This window comes from Pseudomonas sp. 31 R 17 (genome assembly GCF_900004915.1).
Lineage (GTDB): Bacteria > Pseudomonadota > Gammaproteobacteria > Pseudomonadales > Pseudomonadaceae > Aquipseudomonas > Aquipseudomonas orientalis_A.
Map to the genome: position 1 here is coordinate 14,254 of NZ_CVTN01000082.1, position 23,628 is coordinate 37,881.

Here is a 23,628-nt window from a genome sequence, read left to right on the forward strand (position 1 = left end):
GAGCGCAATCTTCAAAACACAGCAGGACCAAATGTGGGAGGGGGCTTGCCCCCGATGGCGGTTGATCAGTTACAGGTGTGCTGGCTGGCACACTGCAATCGGGGGCAAGCCCCCTCCCACATTGGAACTCTGTGAATCAGTCAGTTGGTGCGGGCCCCCTGGTTGATCCAGGTGCCGATCAGATCCCGCTCCTGCTGGGTCATCTGGGTGATGTTGCCCAACGGCATGATCTGGCTCGCCACGGCTTGCGCTTGAATGCGTGCAGCCTGCTGCTGGATCTGCTCCGGTGTGTCGAACATCACGCCCGCCGGTGCCGTGCTGAACAATGGACTGGTGGGCTTGGCCGAATGGCACACGGTGCAACGTTGTTCGATCACGTAGTGCACCTGGCCGAAGTCGGTGCCGGCCTGGGCCGGTGCCGGTTCAGCGGCCGGTGCGGCGGGCGCGGCCGGTTTCAAGCCACCGCCCAAGGCGGTTTCCGGCAGGGGTTGGTACTCGATGGCCGCCGGTGCCTTGGCGATCGGTTCAGCCGGCTTGGGCCCGGTCACGTAGGCCAGGCTGATCATCGCCAGCGCGCCCACCGGCAAGGTCCAGGCATACTTCTGGCTGTTGTGCCGGGTGTTGAAGTAGTGCCGCACCAGCACCGCCGCCACCGCAATCCCGGCGAGGATCAGCCAGTTGTACTGGCTGCCGTAGGTGCTCGGGAAGTGGTTGCTGATCATGATGAACAGCACCGGCAGGGTGAAGTAGTTGTTGTGGCGCGAACGCAGCAAGCCTTTGGCCGGCAGTGCCGGGTCCGGCGTGCGGTTCTCGGCAATGGCCGCCACCAGCGCGCGCTGGGCGGGCATGATGATACGGAACACGTTGCCGACCATGATCGTGCCGATCACCGCACCCACATGCAGGTACGCGCCACGGCCGCTGAACACCTTGCTGAAGCCGTAGGCCGCCGCGATCAGCAGCACGAACAGGATCAGGCCGAGCAGGGCAGGGCGCTTGCCCAGGGCCGAGTCGCAGAGAAAGGAGTAGATGAACCAGCCGGCGAACAGTGAGCCGATGCCCAGCAAGACGCCTTCGGTGCCGCTGAGTGTGCTGCCGGGGGCCAGCAGGTACAGGGTCGGGTTCCAGTAGAACACCACGCACAGCAGCGCGACGCCCGACATCCAGGTGAAATAGGCTTCCCATTTGAACCAGTGCAGGTTGTCCGGCATGGTCGGCGGGGCCAGTTTGTACTTTTCCAGGTGGTAGATACCGCCACCGTGGATCGCCCACAAGTCACCGGCCAGGCCGCTCCTGGGGTTGACGCGGTTGAGGTTGTTTTCCAGCCAGACGAAATAGAACGAAGCGCCGATCCAGGCGACGCCGGTGATCATGTGAACCCAGCGTACGCTCAGGTTCAGCCATTCCAACAGATGTGCTTCCACAGTCTTTACCTCTCGCCTGTCACCCTTGTTGTCGGGTGATCCGGCCTTCTCTTATTGGTGGGGGGCAAGGATCAAACGCTCATCCTCTTTGAAAAAATGCTCATCGCAGTTATTGCCTGTGCCACTGCGATCAACCACCAGGAAGTCATCCCGCTTTTCGATCGTCAGCACCGGGTGGTGCCAGACGCCGCGATGGTAATTGATGCCCTGCCTGCCGTTGGTGACGAAGGCGCGGACCAAGCCTGATACAGGTGCATCGCCAAGGGGCGCGACCACGATCAGAAAGGGGTTGCCGAGCAGAGGAATGAAGGCCTGGCTGCCCAGCGGGTGTCGTTCCAGCATGCACACGGTCAGCGGCATGTCCTGCGCGTCGGCGCGGAAAATGCTGATGATGGCGTGGTCCTCGGGCTGTGCCGTTTCGACCGTCGCCAGTTTGTGAAAGCGCATGGTCGACCCGTTGTTGATCATGAAGTGATCGCTGCCATCGGTTTCGATAACGTCTCCGAAAGGGGCGAAGGCTTCTTTGGTCAGGGGTTCGATCATCAGTGTGCGCATGGCTGTCTTCTTATCCGGATTCTGTGTTGTTGGGTCTATTGCTATCGGGGGCAAGCCCCCTCCCACAGTTGATGTGTGAATACATTCAAGTGTGGGAGCTGGCTTGCCTGCGATGGGGCCACCGCTTATTTGGCTACCTTGCCCAAGACTCGCAGGCGACTCACCCCACCATCCGGGAATACATTCAGGCGGATGTGGGTAATCGGCCCCAGCGCCTTGAGCTGCTCGGCGAAGGTGTGTTCGGCGTGCATTTCCAGCTTCTGCGCCGGCAGCAGTTCGCGCCAGAACAGCGATTGGGTCTCGATCTGGCTGTCGGTGCCGCCTTTGACGAACGCGCCCTGGATCGAGCAAGTGTCCGGGTAGTTGCCCTTGAAGTGCAGGGTGTCGACGATGATTTTTTCGATTTCGCCGGGGTGCCCCAGCGCGACGATCACCCAGTCGTTACCTGGCGTACGCCGACGCGCGGTTTCCCAGCCGTCGCCCATGTTGATGCCACGGCCCGGGTTGAGGATGTTGCTCATGCGCCCGAAGTGTTCATCGGAGCAGGCCAGCGCGCGGCCACCGTTCAAGGCAGCAGCCAGGTCGACCTGTTCGTTGTCGCCCACGGCGGACCAGTCGCGGAACGGCACGCCGTACACGCGCAGACGGGCCACGCCGCCATCCGGGTAGATGTTGAAGCGCAGGTGGCTGAACGCCTGCGCGTGGTTGATCTCGTGGTAGTGATGGCTGTTGCCTTGCAGCTCGACGGCCGACAGCACTTCCACCCACTGGGTGTTCTCGTCGGGCTCGCCCGAGACCAGGAAGCAGGCTTCCAGGGACGCCGATGGTGGATAGTTGCCGGTGAAGAATGAAGTGTCGATATCCACGCCTTTGATCGAACCCGGTACGCCGAGGCGGATCACCGCGCTGTCGTAGCCTTCGAAGCGCTTGCGGCGCGACTCCCAGCCGTCCATCCACTTGCCGTTATCATCGAAAACGCCCTCCTTCCACACAGCCGGGGTCGGCTGGAACAGGCGGTTGGCGTCGGCGAACCAGTCATCGGTCACGGAGATGATTTTGGTGCCCAGGCGGGCGTCGGCGAGGTTGACGAACTTCTCGAAAGGTACGGGTTGCGCTTTCATTCTTCTTGTCTGCCTTGGATAGAGTGGCTGGGGATGGTCGTTTAGAGGGTCAGTAAGCGGAACAGCGCGATCTTGTTGATCTCGTCCAGCGCGCACTTGAACTCTGCGTCGGCGGAGTTGTGGATGCGCGTTTCGAACGCGGCGAGGATCTGGTGCCGGTTGCTGCCTTTTACCGCCATGATGAAGGGAAACTTGAACTTGGCCTTGTAGGCCTCATTCAGCTCGGTGAAGCGCGAGAACTCTTCGGCCGTGCATTGGTGAATCCCCGCGCCGGCTTGTTCATCGGTGCTGGCTTGGGTCAGTTGGCCCTGGACGGCGGCGCGGCCTGCCAGGTCCGGGTGAGCGTTGATCAGGGCCAACTGGCTTTGATGATCAGCGCTCAACAGGATATCGCTCATGCGCTGGTGCAGGGTTTCGATCTGGTCGATCGACGCATCCTGGCCCAGGTCGTAGGCCTTTTCGGCGACCCATGGCGAGTGTTCGTAGATATCGGCGAAGGCCTGGACGAAGGCGTCACGGCTCAGGGTCGAGGGCGTCAGTGTCTGAAACGTGGTCATTTGGCGGCTCCCGTGAACGGGTGGGTTGCGTGCCAGTGCCGGGCGATGTCGACGCGGCGGGTGAACCACACCTGTTCATGGCTTTTGGCGTATTCGATAAAGCGTTTGAGCGAAGCCAGGCGCGCCGGGCGACCGATCAAGCGGCAGTGCAGGCCGATGGACAACATCTTCGGCGCCTCGGCGCCCTCGGCATACAGCACGTCGAAGGCGTCCTTGAGGTACTCGAAAAAGTCATCGCCCTTGTTGAAACCCTGCACCTGGGTGAAGCGCATATCGTTGGTGTCCAGGGTATAAGGGATCACCAGGTGCGGCTTGCCGTTAGGGGAGTTGGGTTCCCAGTAGGGCAGGTCGTCGTCGTAGGTGTCACAGTCGTACAGGAAGCCGCCTTCCTCCATCACCAGGCGCCGGGTATTGGGGCCGGTGCGCCCGGTGTACCAGCCCAGCGGGCGCTCGCCGGTCAGTTCGGTGAGGATGCGGATCGCTTCGAGCATGTGCTCGCGCTCCTGGGCCTCGTCCATGTACTGGTAGTCGATCCAGCGGTAGCCGTGGCTGCAGATCTCGTGGCCGGCGGCAACCATGGCGCGGATCACATCCGGGTGGCGCTGGGCGGCCATGGCCACGGCGAAGATGGTCAGCGGAATGTCGAATTCCTTGAACAGCTTGAGGATGCGCCACACCCCGGCACGGCTGCCGTATTCGTACAGCGACTCCATGCTCATGTTGCGCGCGCCTTGCAGCGGCTGGGCCGAGACCATTTCCGAGAGAAACGCTTCGGACTCTTTGTCGCCATGCAGGATATTGCGTTCGCCGCCTTCTTCGTAATTGAGTACGAACGACAGCGCAATGCGTGCCTTGCCCGGCCAATGAGGGTGAGGAGGGTTACTGCCGTAACCGATCAGGTCGCGTGGGTAGTCAGCGCTCACTGCAGTCTTCCTTCTTGTTCGTGGTAGCAGGTGTGTGTGGCGGCCGGGCAGTGGAAAGACTGGGTGGCGTCACAGCGATGAGTGATTGTATACAACTTATCGCAAACTTTGTAAGCCTGCATTTGTGCATTTTTTCTGAACAGTCTGTCTGCAAGAAACTTGCCTAAGTGGTCAGGTTAAAATGAAAAAGCCCACTGTAGGAGCGAGCTTGCTCGCGAAAAACCAAAGGGCGCCACTTTTTATCCTGAAAGCCCGCGTTATCGTTGCCGTTTTTCGCGAGCAAGCTCGCTCCTACAGTGGAGGGGAGTGCTGTCGATTTTATTGTGTACAATTTCTGTGGAAAGTGTCTTAATCGGTCATCGCCGGCTTTTTCGCTGCCCTGAAAGAGTGCGGATTCTCTTTTACTGACTTCGGGAGGCGCATGACGCCATGGGACGTTTGACCACACACGTTTTGGACGCCGCACACGGCTGCCCCGGCAGCGCGATCAAGATCGAGCTGTATCGCGTCGAAGGCGCGCAGCTTGAACTGGTGGGTAGCGCCGTGACTAATAGCGACGGCCGCTGCGACGCGCCCCTGCTGCAAGGCGACGACTACCGCAGCGGTGTCTACCAGCTGCAATTCAATGCCGGTGATTACTACCGCGCCCGGGGTGTGCCGTTGCCCGAACCGGCCTTTCTCGATGTGGTGGTATTACGCTTCGGCATCAGCGCCGAGCAAGAGCATTACCATGTACCCCTGTTGATTTCCCCTTACAGCTACTCCACTTATCGCGGTAGCTGAGTCGGCACCTCGCCTCACACCCCCAATGCTCTTCGTTGGTTTTTCGCCCGCGCACACTGCGGGCTTTTTTTATGCTTACGGGGCTGCGCGCCCCCCCAACTATATAACGCACCGTTGGCGACCCAGGTGCCTAGGCTCGGCTTTTCTGTACGGAACAGTCTGCCATGAGTACCGACACCACCGCTTGGTTGGCCGCTGAGGCCGCCGCGGCCCAAGCGCTTGATTTTGATGACCCGCAAACCTCTGAGTCGGAGCGTGACGCGGCGATTCGCATACTGTTGACCCGACGGCTCAACGCGGTCACGCAGCCCAGTCATGAAATCAATCGCTTGTGTGAAGCACAAACCAAGGCCAGAGAGGCGGCAAAATCCTTGAAAGGCTTGGTTGGGCGTGCGCCGCGGGTCCTGGGCATTATCCGCGGGGCCTTACGCAAGGCCTTCGCTCTGGACCCCGATACGCTGCTGTTCACCGAATCCCGACCGCCGCCCCTTCCCCGGAAGGTCAATAACCTGACCGAAAAAGCCCTGGCGCTTCTCATTGAGCCTGATGTGCCGGCCAACATTAACCAGTTCACTTCATTGTGCATCAAGGACCAACCTGCACGGGCGTTGTCGTTTACCGCCCGGGATGCGCTGGAACGCGTGAAGGCGTTGAAACTGCTCCGTCAGATTGAGGCGGCTGAACGAGATTATTGGCAGCAACTGGCCTATGGATCCTGGCTGACACGCAAGCAGCATTGGGTGCAGCTGCGAAAGTCGTTGTTCGCCGAGAATGCACTGCTCGCACATCGTGTTTACCAACTGTCGGATCGCGGCTTTGCCATGGTCCGCAACGTCATGGAGATTCCGGGCGCCGCCGCGCGCCGCCGGGCGGGAGGGGAGTGGGCAAGTATTCAAGTGAGCGGACTGGCGTGGCCTGGCACCAATCACGCGCTGGTGCCTGTGCCGGGTGCTTTGCATATTTATCGTGATGACATCGCGGGGGACTCACCCCACGTGATTTACCTGCCCGGCCTGACTCGCGAGTTTTACGAGTTCAGTTCCTGGTACCGAATGCAATGTGATTTGCCAGTGCTGGTCAATGGCCCGTTGAGCCAGGTGCTTTGGCAGTGTTTGCCACTGCGTCGTTGGCATGAACTGTGTGACATGGCGAGCGCGGTGCCCCTGGCGTTCACTCTTCAGCTTATCGGTGTGCACCAGGAAGACGCGTTGCTCGCCAGTGCGACCGCGCTGCTGGAGGGGCAGTGGGATAACGAGGTGGCCTGTGCCTTGTCGATCAACCCTGCGGCAGTGGGCGTTCAAGGTGCGGGGACGTTCAGCGCTCCCGATGTGAAACGCTTGCTCAAGTTCATCGAAAAGGGCCGTCGCAGGCTGGCACGCAGCCTGTTGCTGGGAAAGGCCCTGGACGCCTTGCCGGAATGGGATCGTCAGCGCCGTAGCCATGAGATTGTGTGTGCAAGCCTGACGTCGGACCTCGCCTTCAAGACCCGTGAAGCGCAACTCAAACGTTACGAAAAAGGCCTGATGGCGTTGTTGGATCCGACGGATATGGGCAAAAGCAACCAGCCCTATCAGGACTTCTTGAGCCTTGAACAGCGTTGGCAGGAACACGTGAGTGCAGCGAGTCAGTGGGCTCATGGCCCGCACGGGCGCATGTTTCAGAAGGCGTTCTGGCTTGAGCAGCCTTTGGGTACGTCTAATCGCGGTTCATTGGTGGAGACGGCCCTGCGCCGGGCTTTGCTCCTGGAAGCCCAGATGCTGCAGCAGTTGAGCCTATTGCCTGCCGCGCACCTGAAGCGATTGAACACGGTGTTGAGTGAGTCTTGGGTCCCCGGCGACAACGCAACGGATACCTGTGTGTTGCAGGTAACCGTCGGCAGTGAGTCCGGGCCTTCGTACCCGTTGCTGGGCGCGTTGCTCGTGACCACCCATGAGGCCCAGGCTTACCCGGATCGGCCACACTCAGTGTTGTTATACGTGATAGGTCTGTATGGCGGGCTTGTGCCCTTTGATAGCTTGAACGCTTTTGCCAAGGGCTTGAATGCCAGCCTGAAAAGCCGCGATGGCTCCGTGTTGTGGCGCTGCATCGGGCGTGATTACCGCGCGGCGGCGCGGGACTGGGTCCATGGGGTGTCCAAGGACACGCCATTGGGAGTGAGCTACGAGACCATCAAGCGCACGATGCTCAAGGACCTGTTCATTAAACTGATGCAACATTACGCTGCGTTGAACAAGCGTGTGGGCACGGGTGTCCGGTTGTTCAGTGAGGTGAGCGATCCGCAGTTAAGCCGTATGTTGCTGGCCCGGGAGTTGTTCGAGTGCCTGCAAGTACCTGCCAATGATGCTCGCACCCTGGCCCTGGCCAATATCAACCTGCTGCAGGACGCCGCCACTCAAGCCAAAAAACTCCCGTCGTGGTTGAGCATTGCCTCAACCCGAAAGCGAAAGCACTACAGACGATTGTCACGCCGTTATCTGACGAATGCCTTTGCGGTGGAGCGCAAACTATGGCTGGACTTGCCGAGCCTGGAGTCATTCGCCCGGACTGCCTTGATTGCGCGATTGACCCAGGACGGGGTTTGCCCGCAGCTGGATATCGACACGCCTCTGTTTGATATGCCCGATGATGTCAGTTCCCAATTGTGTAGCTGGTCGAGCCAGTGCGCAGTGGGAGACCGCGATATGAAAATGGTTGTCAGCCAACGGCGAACGACCTTCAGTCTCCTGCAATTGGCGTTGCACAACCTGGACCCCAAGGCGCCCTGGACCCGTTGGCGGTTGAACCGCGCAAGATGGCTGGAGCCGGCCTGGAAAGAGCGCTTGAGCGTGCGTTATCTGATCGACACCCTGTCTTCGCTCGATCTGGGAGGCGAGTACGACAAGCTGATCATCAACGCATTTTATCCGTCGGCATCTACTCCGGCCACGTCCCCGGGTCTCTCGCAGGCCCTGATCTATAGGGCGTTGCAACAACGTGCCCACATGCAGCTGTACTCTGCAGCCCAGCAAGGCTTGAGTGACAAAGCCCAGCGTCTGTTTACTCTGGCGATGGCAGCCCGGACGGCAAGTGACCTGAAAAAAGAGGGGTTCGACCTACAGTTGGCGGTTCTGCGGCTGATGGGTGCCGCCCCGGCACATGATCGGCACATCGCCGGCCTGTTATTTATTCATGACCAGTCCTCAGGGCTCTGTGTGGTGTATTGGCCCATGGCGGCGGCCAGCCGGGTGATTGTCGCCTATGCCAGTTTGGGCGAAGCGCAGAAGGCCTTGAATCTTGTGGGTGCACTGCCCGAAAACCAGAAGGCGTTGGCGCGTCAGGTGGCGCCTGGGTGGGAGGCGCAGGCGCTGGACAGTTACCCCGATGAAGAGCTGCAGGTACTGCCTCGCGAGCAACACTCGCTTCAGCCAGTCCTGCCCGCCTTCTATAGTGCGTTTACTGAGATCGTGAAGTTTTTCGCGGCCCCGCCAAAGACGCCGGCGGTAGACCCGGCCAGTGTCGAGGCGTTGATCAAAGAGCAGATTGAGTCGCAGCCTGAGCATTGGTTAGCGGCTGCACCTACAAACTCTGGTAATGCCATGGCGTTGTTGGCCCATGCGCAGGTGTTCGATCTGCAACGTCGTACCCAAGCCCAGTCCCGGTCTTCCCAAGCACTCGAGCAATACCGCGAGCTACGTTTGGGGGAACAGCGCGACGCGACGATTCGCGGTCTGCTGGGTTTTGTCCCGGTGCTGGGCGTTGGCGTCAGCCTTTATGAAATGCTGCTTGCCGCGCGGCGCTTTCATTTCAGCGGGTCAGCCGATGACGCTGTGGATGTGGTGTTCTTGACGATGATGGCATTCATAGACGTGCTGACATCCTTTGCGCCCTCTTCAAAAGGCGCGCGCGTTTCGCGTGGCGCTTTGGGGCGTTTGCATCGCCATCAACGAATCCTCCCGGGTACACATGCCGGCCTGAAACCATCACTGATCAAACCACGCCATCTGCTGGAACACTTCCAGTCCCTTGGCAGTTTGGACGAAGCCGTTGAACTGGCGGGGCCGGGCGGTAAAGGTCGGTATGTAAAAGAGGGCCGGCAGTTTATCCGCGAGGGTAAAGATGTTTACCCGGTATACACACGCGAGAACGAACGGGGGCTGCGCCTGAAAAATAGCCAGGGCGAAGATGAGCTGATTCTACACATCGAGCAGCCCCATGAATGGCTGCTGGGGGCGGATGCGCCACAACCGGGGCCCAGTTCCGGCGTCCTCAGCCCGTGGCGAGTGCCTGGGCCGCAATCGGACTGGCGACCCTCCAGCGCTTCGCGCGATGCTGTGCCAAACACGATTCTGCAATCAGTCTCGACGGCTACCCATTGGCAGCAGTGGCGCATTCCACCTCATGAGGTGGGGCCGATATCGCATTCTCCGTCTGCCGGGGTGTTCCATATTGCGCAGGATGCGCGCGGATACCCTCACAATGTCCTTCGGGCGGCTCCCCCCAATTCCGGCCTGATGGATCCGGCGAGCAGTTATTTCAGGCTGCTTCCCGAGGGCGATTCGGCTCCATCGAATGGCATTCAGTTTATTTACAAAAATGAGCCGCTGGTTTCGTTGGCGGGGGTGGACATTGAGCGCTGGACGACGACGGCGCTGCTTGAGCAGCCTCTTCCGGTGTCATATGTTCAAGCCAGTGAATGGCGAGTCCATGCCCCACTGTTCGACAGGCCTTTGACGGACTACGTGAGTTCGGCCTTCCCCACCATGACCCGCCATAGCCGGGCATTCACCGTCGAGAGGGTGATTGAGTTATCAGGTCCAAAGCGCCCGGCAACGGCCGGTCATATGCTCAACGTACGTGCGGCGATCGACGATTGGCTACCCACACGCCCTGCCAAGCCAGGCCAGACGGATGATTTGCTGCGCCTATTGCGTCCTCACGATCTGGATCGAGAGTTCATACACATCGGTTACGATGGCAAGGCGCCTGGTTTCACGCGGGTAGACTTCACGGTCAGGCCAGACCCTAAGCTCCAGCGCGGTGGTAAAGCGGTTGTGGCCGATAGGCAGACTGCGCAAATCGCGGCAGTCAAGGCAGTGCTGACGTCGCAGGGCTTCGATTTTCGGGATATCTCGGTGACACGCTACGGGAAAAAGACCGTACAGGAATTGATCGCTACCCATCCCAACTCTCCAAACCAACTGTATTACGTGGCCTTCCAGTGGGTTGAAAAGGGCAGTATCAAAATCGGTGCCAGGCTTGATAATCGCTGGTTCCACGCAGACCCGTCATTACCCGTCGAGGTGAAAACCGCACTGCAGGAAAATCGTCTGGTTCGGATAATGGCGGGCATTCAGTGGCCTACCTTTGGGGAAGTGCCTCCAAGCGTTTACTTCATCAAACTGGTCCCTATCGATTAATCAGCGATACCGCCCCGGCGCCGCCGAACAGCGCGGCGCTGATACGGTTGAACCAGCTCTGGCCCGAACCGCTGCGCAAGTAACGCGCTGCGCCATGGGCACCCAGGCCGTAGGCCAGCTTGCACAGCAGGTCGAGCACCGTCCAGGTGGCGATCATGGTCAACAACTGTGGCAGGAAAGCCTGCTGGCTATTGAGAAACTGCGGCAGGAAGGCCGCGAAAAACAGAATGTCCTTAGGGTTGCTGGCACCCAGTACAAAGGCCCGGCCAAATAGCGTGCGGAACCGGGGTGTTGCCGTGGCCGCAGGCATTACGGCGCCCCGGTTCGGTTGGCGCGATTGCTGCCAGCTCTGCCAGGAGAGGTAAAACAGATAGGCCGCGCCGACGATTTTCAAGGCACTGAACAGCTGTTCCGAGGCCAGCAACAAGGCCCCCAGACCCAAGGCCGAAGCACTCAACAGGCAGATCGACGCAAACACTCCGCCCAAAAACGCCGGGTACGAGCGGCGCAGGCCGTAGTTGAGGCTGTTGCTGATCATCAGCAGCGACAGTGGCCCGGGAATCAGGATCACGATCAATGCAGCCCCACTGAACAGCAGCCAGGTATCCAGGGTCATCATTTGCTCCTTTTATAAAAATACGAACTTCGCAATGAAAATCGCGCACAACACCCACAAGCTGACGGAAATCTCGCGGTACTTGCCGGTGCCGGCCTTGAGCGCCACGTAGGTGATGAACCCCAGCGCAATGCCGTCGGCGACCGAAAACGTCAGCGGCATCATGATCGCGGTGACGATCGCCGGAATGCTGTCGGTGGCTTCATCCCAGTTGATATGCGCCATGCTCGCCATCATCAGCATTGCCACGTAGATCAGCGCGCCGGCGGTGGCGTAGGCGGGAATCATGCCGGCCAGCGGCGCGAAGAACATCGCCGCCACAAACAGCACGCCCACCGTTACCGCCGTCAGCCCGGTACGGCCACCGGCTGCCACACCGGCGGCGCTTTCCACGTAGCTGGTCACGGGCGGCACGCCGACCATGGCGCCGAATACACTGGAGGCACTGTCGGCCTTCAGCGCGCGGGACAGGTTGTCGATCTTGCCATCGGCGTTCACCAGGCCAGCACGTTGCGCAACGCCCATCAGTGTACCTGCGGTGTCGAACATGTGTACAAAAAGAAAGGCGAATACCACGCTGATCATGCTCACATTGAACACACCCATCACGTCCATGGCCATCCAGGTCGGCGCCAGGCTCGGTGGGGTGGAGAGAATGCCGTTGTAATGCACCAGGCCCAGACCCCAGCCGGCCAGCGTGACGGCGATGATGCTGATGAGGATCGCGCCGAACACGCGGTGATAGCTGAGAATGGCGATCAGCAGGAAACACACCGCCGCCAGCAGCGGCGCGGGCTCGTGCAGGGAGCCGAGCTTGATCAGGGTCGCCGGGCTGTCGACGATGATCCCGGCGGTTTTCAGACCGATCACGCCGAGGAACAGGCCTACCCCGGCGCCCATGGCGTGGCGCAGGCTCACGGGAATACTGTTGAGCAGCCATTCACGGATGCGCGACAGGGTCAGGATCATGAACAGCACGCCGGAGATAAACACCGCGCCGAGGGCGGTCTCCCAGTGGTAGCCCATGGTGCCAACCACGGTGTAGGTGAAAAACGCGTTCAGGCCCATGCCCGGTGCCAGGCCCACCGGCCAGTTGGCGTAAAGGCCCATCAACAGGCAGCCCAGCGCGGCGGCGATGCAGGTGGCGACGAACGCCGCACCGTGGTCGATGCCCGCATCGGCCATGATGTTGGGGTTGACGAAGATGATGTAGGCCATGGTGATGAAGGTGGTAAGGCCGGCGATCAGCTCGGTCTTCACTGTGGTGCCATGCAAGCGCAGTTTGAACAGGCGTTCGAGCCAGCCGTGGCGCGGCGGGGTGAGGTCCAGGGTTGGGGCTTCGGTTTTGCGGCTATCCACAGCGCGTACTCCTCAATCGTTTTATTGTTATTTCCAGCGCCGGTCACATGAGTGGGCAGCAGCGCTTTGAGGTACCGGCGGGTTTTGTTGATTGATAGGTCAGGAACTCGCACGAAGCGAATTATGCTTTTGTATACAAATAAAGCAAATAATGTTTTCGATTATCTGCGCAGAAAGGGATGAAAGGCCGTCCACCACAGCAGTCGGACGGATTTATTCTTCGCAGCGCCTTGAAACAAACCGTGGATAGCCGCACTTTGTGGGCGCAAGCGTTCGTTCCGGGCGCGTCAAGCGGCATAAGGGGAGCCCATGTACAAGGTTTATGGCGATTACAAATCGGGCAACTGCTACAAGATCAAATTGATGCTCAACCTGTTGGGCATCCCGTACCAATGGATCGATATCGATATTCTCAAGGGCGACACCCAGACCCCTGAGTTCCTGGCGAAGAACCCCAACGGCAAGATCCCGGTGCTGGAGCTGGAAGACGGTACCTGCCTGTGGGAGTCCAACGCGATCCTCAACTTTCTCGCCGATGGCAGCGACTTCTTGCCGAGCGAGCCGCGCTTGCGTACCCAAGTGTTGCAGTGGCAGTTCTTCGAGCAATACAGCCACGAGCCTTACATCGCCGTGGCGCGGTTCATTCAGCTCTACCTGAACATGCCGCAGGATCGCCTGGAGGAATACAAGACTACCCACAAGGGTGGCTACAAGGCGTTAAGGGTGATGGAGCGCCAGCTGCAAGCCACGCCGTATCTGGTGGGCGAGCAATATTCGATTGCCGATATTGCGCTGTATGCCTACACCCATGTGGCCCATGAAGGCGGGTTTGACCTGGCGCCGTATCCGGCGGTGCAGGCGTGGCTGCAGCGGGTGGCCAGTCATCCTCGGCATGTCCCGATGCTGGACTGATCATGCAATCAAAAGGTGGGGGCAAGCCCTGATGTAGGAGCGAGCTTGCTCGCGAAAAACGTCAACGATAACGCGTGCTTCCTGAATGAACGCGGTGCCTGTGAGTTTTTCGCGAGCAAGCTCGCTCCTACAGAGGGTGGTGATCGCCAAGCGCTCTGCGACCATTTAGCTCAAGGGTGAGTCAGATAACTCTTTATTCAGCAGGTCAAAGCAGCGCTGTGCTGCCGGGCTTAACGCCATCCCACTGCGAGTGATCAACCCGATCTCCCGGTTCACGCCGGGGTGATCGATCGTGATCCGCTGCAACCCCTCCAGGCTGTCCGCTGCCGACTCCGGCAGCACACTGATCCCCAACCCTTGGCGCACCAACGCCAATACCGTCGACATGTAGTTGGCTTCCATGCCCGCGTTCAGCGTCAGTCGTGTCTGGTCGAACAGCGCGTCCACTTGCTCGCGCACGCTGCTGTCGCGTCCGGTCAGGATGATCGGCTGGTCTGCCAGTTGCGCCAGGGTCAGTGACCGATAGCGCGTCAGCCCATGGTCCAGCGGCACAAACGCGCACAAGCGATCATTCAACACCGGCACGAAGTCCAGGCCATGACTCAGGCGCGCACGTACGCCGATGCCGAAGTCCACCTCGCCGGAACGCACCTGGGCATGAATGCGATGGGCCACCAAGTCATGCAGGCGCACTTCAATCCCGGCGAATCGCTCGCGAAACAGGCGCAACGCCGGCGGCAGGCTGCCGGCGCACACCGAGGGCAGGGCGGCGATAGTGACTACACCCCGGCGCAGGGCGGCGAGGTCGCGGGAGCCGCTGACGATGTTGTCCAGGTCCAGCAGCAGTTTTTCCATGGGTCCCCGCGCTTCCTGGCCGGCGGCGGTGATGCTCACATGGCGCGGGCTGCGGTCGAGCAGGGTGACGCCGAGCCAGTCCTCCAACTGCTGGACTTGCACGGTGAGGGCTGAGGGAGACAGGTGCAGCTCGTTGGCCGCCTTGGTGAAACTGCCGGTGCGCGCAACGGCGAGGAAGGCCTGGATGTGCTGGATACTGTTTTTCATAAGGGCGGCTTCATTTTGTTTTTCCGAACATACCATGCCGAATATTCCAATTTACAAAGACTAGCCCGCTTCCAATACTCTAGGGAAAACAATAACCGGCCACCAAGGCCGCTCTGGAGTACCCCATGCTCGCAACCCTGGGCGTCATTACCATCCTCTGCCTGCTTGCTGCCGTCATGAGCAAGCGCCTCTCGCCCCTGGTGGCCCTGATTGCCTTGCCGATCATCGCCGCGTTGATCGGTGGATTCGGCCTGCAAACCAGCGGGTTCATCATCACTGGCATCAAGAACGTCGCCCCGGTCGTTGGCATGTTTGTGTTTGCGATCCTGTTCTTCGGGATCATGACCGACGCCGGCATGCTCGACCCGATCATTGATCGCATCCTGCGCACGGTAGGCACGCGTCCTACACGGATTGTCGTCGGCACCGCGACCCTGGCGCTGCTGGTGCACCTGGACGGCTCCGGCGCGGTGACCTTTCTGGTGACGGTGCCGGCGATGTTGCCGTTGTACACCCGGCTGGGCATCGACAAGCGTATCCTGGCCTGCGTTTGTGCGATGGCCGCCGGGGTCAACTTCCTGCCGTGGACCGGGCCGGTGCTGCGCTCGTCCGCGGCGTTGCATGTGCCGGTGGCGGACCTGTTCCAACCGCTGATCCCGGTGCAGATCGTCGGGCTGATCTTTGTGTTCGCCTGCGCCTGGTGGCTGGGTCATCGGGAAGAAAAACGCCTGGGCCTGGGCGCCGGTTCCAGCGTCGATGCGGTGCCGCAACGGGTGCTCAGTGACGACGATATCAAGCTGCGCCGTCCACGGCTGTTCTGGGTCAACCTGATGCTCACTCTGCTGGTGATGGTGGTGATGATCGCCGGCTGGGTCGACCCGGTGGTGATGTTCATGCTCGGCACCGTGGTCGCGCTGTGCATCAACTACCCCAATGTCGACGCCCAGCGCGCGCGTATCGACGCCCATGCCAAAACCGCCCTGACCATGGCCAGCATCCTGCTCGCCGCCGGCGTGTTCACCGGCATCATGCAAGGCACCGGCATGCTCAAGGCAATTGCCGAAGTGGCGGTGGCGCAGATTCCGGCCGGCCATGGCAAGTTGATCCCGGCGGTGGTGGGCTTTATTTCCATGCCGTTGAGCATGTTGTTCGATCCCGATTCCTACTATTTCGGCGTAATGCCGGTGATCGCCGAAGTCGGCAAGGCGCTGGGCGTCGACCCGCTGCAAGTGGCCCAGGCCTCGTTGCTGGGTGTGCACACCACCGGTTTCCCGGTCAGCCCGTTGACCCCCGCGACCTTCCTGCTGGTGGGCCTGTGCAAGATCGAACTGGCCGATCACCAGCGCTTCACCATTCCTTTTCTGTTTGCCGCGTCGGTGCTGATGACCCTGACCGCGCTGCTTTTGGGCGTTATCTAAGAGGAGTTATCTGAGATGAAAACCTTGCGCATCGGCGCCGGCGCCGGCTACTCCGGTGACCGTATCGAACCCGCCGTGGAACTGGCCGAACAGGGCGACCTGGATTACCTGGTGTTCGAATGCCTGGCCGAACGCACCATTGCCCTCGCGCAACAGGCGCGTATCAGCGATCCGGCAGGCGGCTACGACCCCTTGTTGAGTGAGCGCATGCAGCGGGTGCTGCCCTTTGTCGGGCGGCAACCGGGCCGCCGTCGTCTGCGCGTTATCACCAACATGGGCGCCGCCAACCCGGTCTCGGCCGCGGCCGAAGTGCGGCGCATCGCCGGTGAACTGGGGGTGAACCTCAAGGTGGTGGCCGTGGTGGGCGACGACGTGTTGCAGGCGTTGCGGCCTGAGCAGTGGCTGGACAACGGCCAGACCGTGGGCGCACTGGGTGAACGGCTGGTTTCGGCGAATGCCTACCTGGGCGTGGAGGGCATCCTTGAGGCCCTGCGCGCTGACGCCGATGTAGTGATTACGGGGCGTGTGGCCGACCCGTCATTGTTTCTTGCGCCGCAGATGTTTGAATTCGGCTGGGCCGCCGACGATTGGCAGCGCCTGGGCAGGGGCACCCTGGTCGGGCATTTGCTCGAGTGTGCGGGGCAGGTCAGCGGTGGTTATTTCGCCGACCCAGACCGCAAGGATGTGGATGACCTGGCACGCCTGGGCTTTCCATTGGCCGAGGTCGACGCCGACGGATATGCCTTGATCACCAAGGTGGCGGGCTCCGGTGGGCAGGTCAGCCGCGCCACCTGCAGCGAACAATTGATCTACGAAGTGCACGACCCGCAAGCGTATCTGACCCCGGATGTCACGGCCGACTTTTCACGGGTGGGCTTTGTCGAGGAGGGCATTGATCGGGTGCGTGCCCAGGGGGCCGACGGTCGTGCCCGGCCTGAGCAGCTGAAGGTCAGCGTCGGTTATCTGGACGGCTGGATCGGTGAGGGGCAGATGTCCTACGGCGGTCCAGGCGCTGTCGCACGGGCGCAATTGGCGCGGGATGTAGTGCTCAAGCGTCTGGAACTGACCGGCGTGAAGATGCAGGACGTACGCGCCGAGTTGATCGGCATGGACTCATTGCACGGGCCGCGCAGCCACGTTGAGCCCTGGGAGGTGCGCCTGCGCGTCGCTGCTCGTTGCGAGGCGCGCGCTGACGCCGTGCGCGTCGGTAACGAAGTGGAAACCCTCTACACCAATGGCCCGGCCGGCGGTGGTGGAGCGAGCAAGAGCGTGCGCCAGGTGGTGGCGGTGGCGTCGTTGCTGCTGCCCCGTGGCGACGTCAAACCGAGGATTGAAGGATGAAACTGCACACGCTGGCCCATTCCCGCACCGGTGACAAGGGCGACACGTCGAACATCTCGATCATTGCCTATCGCGCCGAAGACTATCCGTGGCTGTGCGAACAACTGACGGCCGAGCGCGTGGCCGAGTTCTTTGCCGATTTGCTGGAGCCCGGCGCTGCGCCGGTCCGGCGTTATGAACTGCCCAATGTGCAGGCGCTGAATTTTGTGTTGCCGGGCATCCTGCGCGGCGGCGTGACCCGCTCGCTGGCGCTGGATGCCCATGGCAAATGTCTTGGGTCGGCGTTGCTGGACCTGGAGTTGCCAGCAGCGAACTGAATGTGGGAGGGGGCAAGCCCTAATGCCAATCAGTTAGCTCAGATTCTCTGTGGGAGGGGGCTTGCCCCCGATAGCCATAGGTATCTACACAACTCAGCAGCGCCCAACCGTAACCACGATGCGAAGCGAGCCGCTCTTGATCTTGACCTGCTTTTGATCTTAGGCGCCCCGTCAAACCACGCTGGCCGAACGCAGGCTTGAATCCGTGGGCAACCCGGCAGGACGCCGGGTTAGCCGCACTGGGCCATGGATGGCCCATTGCGGCGGCCCACGGATTCAAGCCTGCGTTCGGGCACACCGAGCCTAGGCGAGGTGCCGAGTGGTGGGGCAAGAGCGTTTTGCTTACTTTTGCGCTTTTCAAAAGTGAGCCGCTGTAAAAGCGGAACCATTAGCAGCCGTTACCGCAGAAACGGATATGTACTCAACCCAATCCAACATCCTGGTCGGCCCAGAGGCCGCCATCGGGGGCAAGTCGAATCGTCGCACCGCCCCTCCCACAATGGATCTGCGCAGGTCTGTCAGATCGCGGCGAAGCGCTTGTCCAGGTAATCAATGATCACCTTGGAATCGTACATCCAGGTAGTCTGGCCGTTTTCTTCGATGCGCAGGCACGGCACCTTGATCTTGCCGCCTTGCTCCAGCAGAGTCTGGCGATCCTGCGCATTGTTCTTCGCGTCCTTGAGCGCCACCGGCACATTCAGGCGATGCAGGGTACGACGGGTCTTCACGCAGAACGGGCAGGCATGGAACTGATACAGGGTCAGGCCTTTGGCCGCTTCATTCACCTGCGCCTGTTGTTCGGCGGGCCGCTGTTTTTTGCGCGGACGGGTCAGGAAGTCGCCGGCGATGATGATCTGGCCGAGGCCTACTCGAAGTGCTTTGACGAACATGGCTGAAAGCCTCTTGCCCATGGAGAAGGGGTCGCAGCTTACCTGAATTTTACGGACGAAAAAAAACCGGCGATGAACGCCGGCTTTTTCCTGCACAGCCGTTTACTTGATCAGGCTGAGAAATTCGCTGCGGGTGGCCGCGTTTTCACGGAACTCACCGAGCATCACCGATGTAATCATCGACGAATTCTGTTTTTCCACACCGCGCATCATCATGCACATGTGCTTGGCCTCGATCACCACCGCCACGCCGAGGGCGCCGGTCACTTCCAGCACCGCATCGGCGATCTGGCGGCTGAGGTTTTCCTGGATCTGCAGGCGACGCGCATACATATCGACGATCCGCGCGACCTTCGACAGGCCCAGCACTTTGCCGCTCGGGATGTACGCCACGTGGGCCTTGCCAATAAACGGCAGCAGGTGGTGTTCGCACAGCGAGTACAACTCGATGTCCTTGACCAGCACCATTTCGCTGTTGTCGGAGCTGAACAAGGCGCCATTGGTGACTTCTTCGAGCGTCTGTTCATAACCGCGGCAGAGGTACTGCATTGCCTTGGCGGCACGCTTTGGCGTGTCGAGCAGACCCTCGCGGGAGACGTCCTCGCCGAGTTGGCCGAGAATCGCGGTGTAGTTTTGTTCCAATGTCACAGGACTGTTTCCGTATGGGTTTCAGAGCGGTACGGTGTATGCCTGTACCAATATGAAGCGTTGTTACCGCGCGGATATCGCAGTGTGCGCTGGTGATTGGCGCACATAGTAGCGTAGGTACGGCGACAGGTGTATTCCCGCACGAAGCCGATGTTAAAGTCGGCCTCCAGTGAGGAGTATGTGATGACGCCACGGGAACGAAGTATCGCAGAGCGTGCCGTTGGCTTCGCCAAGGCGAATCGCACACGAATTGCCAGGGATTTGGCCTGCTTGACTCGCTATCCCGGTGAAGAATATCCCGTCTCGGTTTTTATGGCGGGTTCTCCTGGCGCCGGTAAGACTGAGGTCTCGAAGTCCTTTGTCAATCTGATGGAGGCGCATGGGGCCAAAACGCTTCGTATCGACCCTGACGACTTCAGGGATTATTTTCCTAGTATAACGGTGCGAATTCGAGCCTGTTTCAGCGCGGCGTAATCATTATGGTGGAGCGGGCCATCGACCTCGTTTATCAGCAGCGACAGTCATTTCTTCTGGATGGGACTCTCGCGAATCTCGACGTTGCGCGAAAAAACATCCAGCGTGCGCTCGGCAAGAAAAACCGCTCAGTGCAAATCATGTATGTGTATCAAAAGCCGGAGCTGGCATGGGAATTTGTGCTTGCACGGGAAGCCGTTGAAGGCAGGAACATCCCTTGCGTGGAATTCGTTCGCCAGTTCTATGCATCCAAGGCGACGGTGTGCCAATTGAAGCGCGAGTTTCTGGAAAAAATCCAGGTCGATGTGATTCTCAAGAATACTGATGGGAACGACGCCGAGATTGGCATCGACCTTTCAACTGACGAAATTGACGAACTGGTCAGGCAGCCCTACCATCCTGAACAACTTGAGCAAATATTGACCGGAGTAGCCTCATGAAAGGCGAAATTACGGACGCAATAGAAAAATATCCTTCTACAACCATGTCCGATTTTTTCCGAAGCTGTTCGGTAGAGGAGAGGCGGGCGGTCTATCGAAGCGCAGCCAATACTGCAATCACGATGCAAAAAGCCGTCATCTCACTGGCAAGAGAGAAAAAAGCTAGAGAGTTCGCCGGCGAATAAAAGCCGCGTCCTCCTGATTGACAGCCCAGCCTGAGTGCTGGGCTTTTTATTGGTTACTCGTCGCGCCCCTCCATCATGGTGCGCTTGAGCATCACATAGACCGCGCCGGCCCCGCCGTGGCGGGCCTGGCAGGAGGTAAAGCCGAGCACCTGGGTGTGCTGGCGCAGCCAGGTGTTGACGTGGCTCTTGATCATTGGCCGCTTGCCGTCCAGCCGCACGGCCTTGCCGTGGGTGACGCGCACGCAGCGGATTTCGAATTTGGTGGCCTCGGCGAGGAAGGCCCATAGGGTTTCCCGCGCCTTCTCCACGGTCATGCCGTGCAGGTCAAGGCTGCCCTCGAACGGGATCTGGCCGGCCTTGAGCTTGCGCATCTGGCTTTCCTGCACCCCATCGCGGGCCCACATCAATTCATCTTCGGGGCCGACGTCGATCACGAACTGATCCGACAAGCCATCCACGGTGGTGGCATCGGTGCGCACGGTCGCGGCCTGGCGCAGCTTGGCGATTTGCGCCCGGTCAGCCTTGGGTTTGCCGGTGTCGGCGCGGTCGTGCTTGATCGGCTTGACGCCGCGCAGCTCGTTCTTGAACAGGGAAAAGTCGTCGTCTTGCATGTCAGCCTCCGCGAAGGGCGGGCAGTTTACCTAAATCGCGGCGGCTGCGGCGCGTCGAATACTATCCAAGCGCCATTAGTCGTGCTTTTTCATCAGGTGCGAGGCGATATTCAACGACAACGGCTGGCGCATTTTCCGACGGCTGCGGCGCCACAGCCATACCCCCAACCACAGCACCAACAGGCCGATCCCCAGCAGGATCGCTGAACCGCCAGGGCTGGCATTCAGCTCGCCGAGTGCCGGCGAATGCCCAAACAGACCGGCGCCACCAGCGCCAGCCAACAGCAGACCTACGATCGCCAGCAGCGCGGCAATGCCCGCCACCAGGCGCAGACGCCAATTGCTCGGGCCCTTGGGACGCAAGCGACGAGCATCAAAACCATCGGATATCTTCATTCCGACCTTTCCTCCAGGGTATCGGCCCTTCGACCGGAAGATACACAGGTTGTTCCTGCGCCCGGGGCAAATGCGCGAAATGAGCAGGCCTTGCGGATGAGCGGGGCAATGAACATGGGCACACCGCTCATCACAGAGACGTTCAGATCAGATCTTTGGTCAACGCCAGGGTGGCGAAGTTGTCGGCCATGATGGCCATTTCGGTTTGCTGCACATGTTCGGCACTGAGCACGCCACCTTTGCAGGGCAAGTCGCGTGTCGCGCAGGCATCTTCCACCAGGGTGCAGCGAAAGCCGAGGTTCTTGGCGGCACGTACCGTGGTGCTGACGCTTGAATGACTCATGAATCCGCAGACGATCAGGTCCAGCGAACCCAGGTCCTGCAGGTGTTTCTCCAGGCCGGTGCCGTGAAAGGCGCTGGGCAGCAGCTTGCCGATAATGGTTTCGTCGCCTTCAGGCTCAAGGCCAGGGATGAATTCGCCGCGCTCGCCTTGCGGATCGAACAGGCCGCCGACGGTGCCCAGGTGGCGCACATGCACAATCGGGCGTCCGGCGTTGCGCGCAGCGGTCACCAGTTGCTTGATGTTGCCGACCGCCGCGTTCATGCCCGAGAGGGCGAGTGGGCCGCTGAGGTATTCCTTCTGGGCGTCGATGATCACGAGGGTCGCATGGGCAAGGTTGGCAGCTGCGTAACCACGACCGCTGATTTGAAACATCGTCTTTGGAACGGACATTCTGGGGCTCCTGTCAGGGGGGCTTTTGCGCCATTGTCCACTGGCTGAGCGGTTCTGTGAATCGCTACCCGCGTAAGGTACGCCGTTGCTGGCGTGCAGCCATGTCAAGGGGGTGGCTTGTTTAAGTCATTAGGGTGGATTTGGATGAAATCCGACATGCGGCAGCGGTATTTCGTACATCGTCGGTACAGATGAACGCTGTTAGAATCGCCAGTCGTTTTTTCCAGGAGTCTGCCCCGTGATCACTTCCCGCCTGCGCACTTTGCGCGACCATATCCGTTGGGCTGTCAGCCGTTTCCATGGGGAAGACCTGTTTTTTGGCCACGGCACCGACAATGCCTGGGACGAAGCCCGGCAACTGGTGCTCGGCGCCCTGCATCTGCCGTGGGAAATTGCCGACAGCTACCTGGACTGCAATTTGGAAGAAGAGGAAATTTCCCATGTGCAGCGTTTGCTGCATCGGCGCATCCATGACCGCGTGCCCACGGCCTACTTGCTCAAGGAGGCCTGGTTCTGCGGCATGTCGTTTATCGTTGACGAGCGCGTGCTGATTCCGCGCTCACCGATTGGCGAGTTGATCGAAAACCGTTTCGAACCCTGGCTGGCCCAGCCGCCGGCGCGCATTCTCGACTTGTGCACCGGCTCCGGTTGCATCGGCATCGCCTGTGCCTACGAATTCCCCGAGGCTGAGGTGGTGCTGGGCGACTTGTCCTTCGAAGCCCTCGAAGTGGCCAACCAGAACATCGAGCGCCACGGCGTCGATGAGCGCGTCTACACCGTGCAGGGCGACGGCTTTGACGGGCTGCCGGGTCAGCGCTTCGATCTGATTGTGTCCAATCCGCCGTATGTGGACGCGGAAGACTTCGCCGATATGCCGGATGAATACCAGCACGAACCGGAGCTGGGCCTGGCTTGCGGTGACGACGGCTTGAACCTGGTACGGCGGATGCTGGCTCAAGCGGCGGACCACCTGGCCGAGAAGGGTTTGCTGATTGTCGAAGTGGGCAACAGCCAAGTGCATGTTGAAGCGCTGTACCCGGAAGTGGATTTCGCCTGGCTGGACTTCCAGCGGGGTGGGCATGGGGTGTTCATGCTCACGGCTGAGCAGTGCCGGGCGCATCAGGCAATCTTCGCGGCCCGCGTTTAACTCGGTCAATGTGGGAGGGGGCTTGCCTCCGATGGCGGCCTCCGGGCCGACCAGAATGTTGGTGTCGATCCCGGTCCAATGTGGGAGGGGCGGTGCGACGATTCGACTTGCCCCCGATGGCGGCCTCTGGGCTGGCCAGGATGTTGGTGTCGATCCCGGTCCAATGTGGGAGGGGCGGTGCGACGATTCGACTTGCCCCCGATGGCGGCCTCTGGGCTGGCCAGGATGTTGGATCAGACCGAGTACATATCCGTTTCTGCGGTAACGGCTGCTATGGGTTCCGCTCTTACAGCGGCTCACTTTTGAAAAGCGCAAAAGTA

The 23,628-nt window shown here is 60.3% G+C and carries 23 protein-coding genes; 10 read left to right on the forward strand and 13 right to left on the reverse strand.

All coding sequences use genetic code 11. The features are described from left to right. Nucleotides 1-140 precede the first annotated feature (140 nt). The 5 genes from BFP89_RS23930 to puuE form a co-directional block, all read right to left on the reverse strand. Entirely contained in the window at nt 141-1,424 is a 1,284-nt protein-coding gene (locus BFP89_RS23930) for a urate hydroxylase PuuD (RefSeq protein WP_065887945.1), read from the reverse strand. 51 nt (nt 1,425-1,475) lie between these two features. Continuing rightward, the gene (locus BFP89_RS23935; RefSeq protein WP_005789953.1) at nt 1,476-1,979 is read right to left on the reverse strand and encodes an ureidoglycolate lyase; all 504 of its coding nucleotides are present in this window, start codon (nt 1,977-1,979) and stop codon (nt 1,476-1,478) included. A gap of 125 nt (nt 1,980-2,104) precedes the next feature. Continuing rightward, the gene (gene alc / locus BFP89_RS23940; RefSeq protein ID WP_065887946.1) at nt 2,105-3,100 is read right to left on the reverse strand and encodes an allantoicase; all 996 of its coding nucleotides are present in this window, start codon (nt 3,098-3,100) and stop codon (nt 2,105-2,107) included. Between the two features lie 41 nt (nt 3,101-3,141). Next, nucleotides 3,142-3,657, reverse strand: coding sequence for a 2-oxo-4-hydroxy-4-carboxy-5-ureidoimidazoline decarboxylase (gene uraD / locus BFP89_RS23945; protein WP_065887947.1), 516 nt, complete (start codon nt 3,655-3,657; stop codon nt 3,142-3,144). Beyond that, nucleotides 3,654-4,580 (reverse strand): allantoinase PuuE, encoded by a 927-nt coding sequence (gene puuE / locus BFP89_RS23950; protein ID WP_065887948.1) that lies wholly within the window; start codon nt 4,578-4,580, stop codon nt 3,654-3,656. The genes uraD and puuE overlap by 4 nt, the downstream gene beginning before the upstream one ends. Before the next feature lie 429 nt (nt 4,581-5,009). On the opposite strand from puuE, the gene uraH reads away from it, so the two are divergent. Both uraH and BFP89_RS23960 read left to right on the forward strand, forming a co-directional pair. After that, nucleotides 5,010-5,363, forward strand: coding sequence for a hydroxyisourate hydrolase (gene uraH, locus BFP89_RS23955; protein ID WP_065887949.1), 354 nt, complete (start codon nt 5,010-5,012; stop codon nt 5,361-5,363). A 164-nt stretch (nt 5,364-5,527) separates the two neighbouring features. Then, complete coding sequence (locus tag BFP89_RS23960) at nt 5,528-10,759, forward strand: dermonecrotic toxin domain-containing protein (RefSeq protein ID WP_065887950.1); 5,232 nt, start codon at nt 5,528-5,530, stop codon at nt 10,757-10,759. Here BFP89_RS23960 and BFP89_RS23965 read toward each other — a convergent pair. Both BFP89_RS23965 and BFP89_RS23970 read right to left on the reverse strand, forming a co-directional pair. After that, on the reverse strand, nt 10,749-11,375 hold the full coding sequence (locus BFP89_RS23965) for a LysE family translocator (RefSeq protein WP_065887951.1): 627 nt from the start codon (nt 11,373-11,375) through the stop codon (nt 10,749-10,751). The genes BFP89_RS23960 and BFP89_RS23965 overlap by 11 nt on opposite strands. Before the next feature lie 12 nt (nt 11,376-11,387). After that, the gene (locus BFP89_RS23970) at nt 11,388-12,734 is read right to left on the reverse strand and encodes an NCS2 family permease (protein ID WP_065887952.1); all 1,347 of its coding nucleotides are present in this window, start codon (nt 12,732-12,734) and stop codon (nt 11,388-11,390) included. 309 nt (nt 12,735-13,043) lie between these two features. Here BFP89_RS23970 and BFP89_RS23975 point away from each other — a divergent pair, with 309 nt between their 5' ends. Further along, a complete protein-coding gene (locus tag BFP89_RS23975) occupies nt 13,044-13,646 on the forward strand; it encodes a glutathione S-transferase family protein (RefSeq protein ID WP_065887953.1) in 603 nt (200 codons plus the stop codon). A gap of 165 nt (nt 13,647-13,811) precedes the next feature. Here the strand turns inward: BFP89_RS23975 and BFP89_RS23980 are convergent, their stop codons facing one another. Then, complete coding sequence (locus BFP89_RS23980; protein WP_065887978.1) at nt 13,812-14,708, reverse strand: LysR family transcriptional regulator; 897 nt, start codon at nt 14,706-14,708, stop codon at nt 13,812-13,814. A gap of 125 nt (nt 14,709-14,833) precedes the next feature. Here BFP89_RS23980 and BFP89_RS23985 point away from each other — a divergent pair, with 125 nt between their 5' ends. From BFP89_RS23985 to BFP89_RS23995, 3 genes are read left to right on the forward strand one after another with little or no spacing between them, the layout of a single operon-like run. Continuing rightward, entirely contained in the window at nt 14,834-16,126 is a 1,293-nt protein-coding gene (locus BFP89_RS23985; protein WP_065887954.1) for a CitMHS family transporter, read from the forward strand. Nucleotides 16,127-16,141: 15 nt separating this feature from the next. After that, on the forward strand, nt 16,142-17,467 hold the full coding sequence (locus BFP89_RS23990; protein WP_065887955.1) for an acyclic terpene utilization AtuA family protein: 1,326 nt from the start codon (nt 16,142-16,144) through the stop codon (nt 17,465-17,467). Next, the gene (locus tag BFP89_RS23995) at nt 17,464-17,784 is read left to right on the forward strand and encodes an AtuA-related protein (protein ID WP_065887956.1); all 321 of its coding nucleotides are present in this window, start codon (nt 17,464-17,466) and stop codon (nt 17,782-17,784) included. Before BFP89_RS23990 ends, BFP89_RS23995 begins: the two co-directional genes overlap by 4 nt. 518 nt (nt 17,785-18,302) lie before the next feature. On the opposite strand, the gene BFP89_RS24000 is transcribed toward BFP89_RS23995, so the two are convergent. Together BFP89_RS24000 and folE are read right to left on the reverse strand one after the other, a co-directional pair. After that, complete coding sequence (locus BFP89_RS24000) at nt 18,303-18,674, reverse strand: glutathione S-transferase N-terminal domain-containing protein (RefSeq protein WP_065887957.1); 372 nt, start codon at nt 18,672-18,674, stop codon at nt 18,303-18,305. A gap of 102 nt (nt 18,675-18,776) precedes the next feature. Continuing rightward, nucleotides 18,777-19,322, reverse strand: coding sequence for a GTP cyclohydrolase I FolE (folE, locus tag BFP89_RS24005; protein ID WP_065887958.1), 546 nt, complete (start codon nt 19,320-19,322; stop codon nt 18,777-18,779). Nucleotides 19,323-19,634: 312 nt separating this feature from the next. Here folE and BFP89_RS29470 point away from each other — a divergent pair, with 312 nt between their 5' ends. Genes BFP89_RS29470 through BFP89_RS24015 form a run of 3 tightly spaced genes read left to right on the forward strand, consistent with a single transcriptional unit; the run spans nt 19,635 to nt 20,421 of the window. Continuing rightward, on the forward strand, nt 19,635-19,796 hold the full coding sequence (locus BFP89_RS29470) for a zeta toxin family protein (protein ID WP_256097378.1): 162 nt from the start codon (nt 19,635-19,637) through the stop codon (nt 19,794-19,796). A 5-nt stretch (nt 19,797-19,801) separates the two neighbouring features. Then, nucleotides 19,802-20,236, forward strand: coding sequence for a zeta toxin family protein (locus BFP89_RS29475; protein WP_256097377.1), 435 nt, complete (start codon nt 19,802-19,804; stop codon nt 20,234-20,236). Beyond that, entirely contained in the window at nt 20,233-20,421 is a 189-nt protein-coding gene (locus BFP89_RS24015) for a hypothetical protein (protein WP_065887959.1), read from the forward strand. The genes BFP89_RS29475 and BFP89_RS24015 overlap by 4 nt, the downstream gene beginning before the upstream one ends. Nucleotides 20,422-20,474: 53 nt before the next feature. On the opposite strand, the gene BFP89_RS24020 is transcribed toward BFP89_RS24015, so the two are convergent. The 3 genes from BFP89_RS24020 to BFP89_RS24030 form a co-directional block, all read right to left on the reverse strand. Then, nucleotides 20,475-21,032 carry a Smr/MutS family protein gene (locus tag BFP89_RS24020; protein ID WP_057721413.1) on the reverse strand — a complete coding sequence of 186 codons (558 nt, stop codon included), beginning with the start codon at nt 21,030-21,032 and terminating at the stop codon, nt 20,475-20,477. Between the two features lie 75 nt (nt 21,033-21,107). Then, nucleotides 21,108-21,428 (reverse strand): hypothetical protein, encoded by a 321-nt coding sequence (locus BFP89_RS24025; protein ID WP_065887960.1) that lies wholly within the window; start codon nt 21,426-21,428, stop codon nt 21,108-21,110. Between the two features lie 142 nt (nt 21,429-21,570). Further along, the gene (locus BFP89_RS24030; RefSeq protein ID WP_065887961.1) at nt 21,571-22,161 is read right to left on the reverse strand and encodes a cysteine hydrolase family protein; all 591 of its coding nucleotides are present in this window, start codon (nt 22,159-22,161) and stop codon (nt 21,571-21,573) included. Nucleotides 22,162-22,399: 238 nt separating this feature from the next. Here BFP89_RS24030 and prmB point away from each other — a divergent pair, with 238 nt between their 5' ends. Beyond that, nucleotides 22,400-23,308, forward strand: coding sequence for a 50S ribosomal protein L3 N(5)-glutamine methyltransferase (gene prmB / locus BFP89_RS24035; protein ID WP_065887962.1), 909 nt, complete (start codon nt 22,400-22,402; stop codon nt 23,306-23,308). Nucleotides 23,309-23,628: the final 320 nt, after the last annotated feature.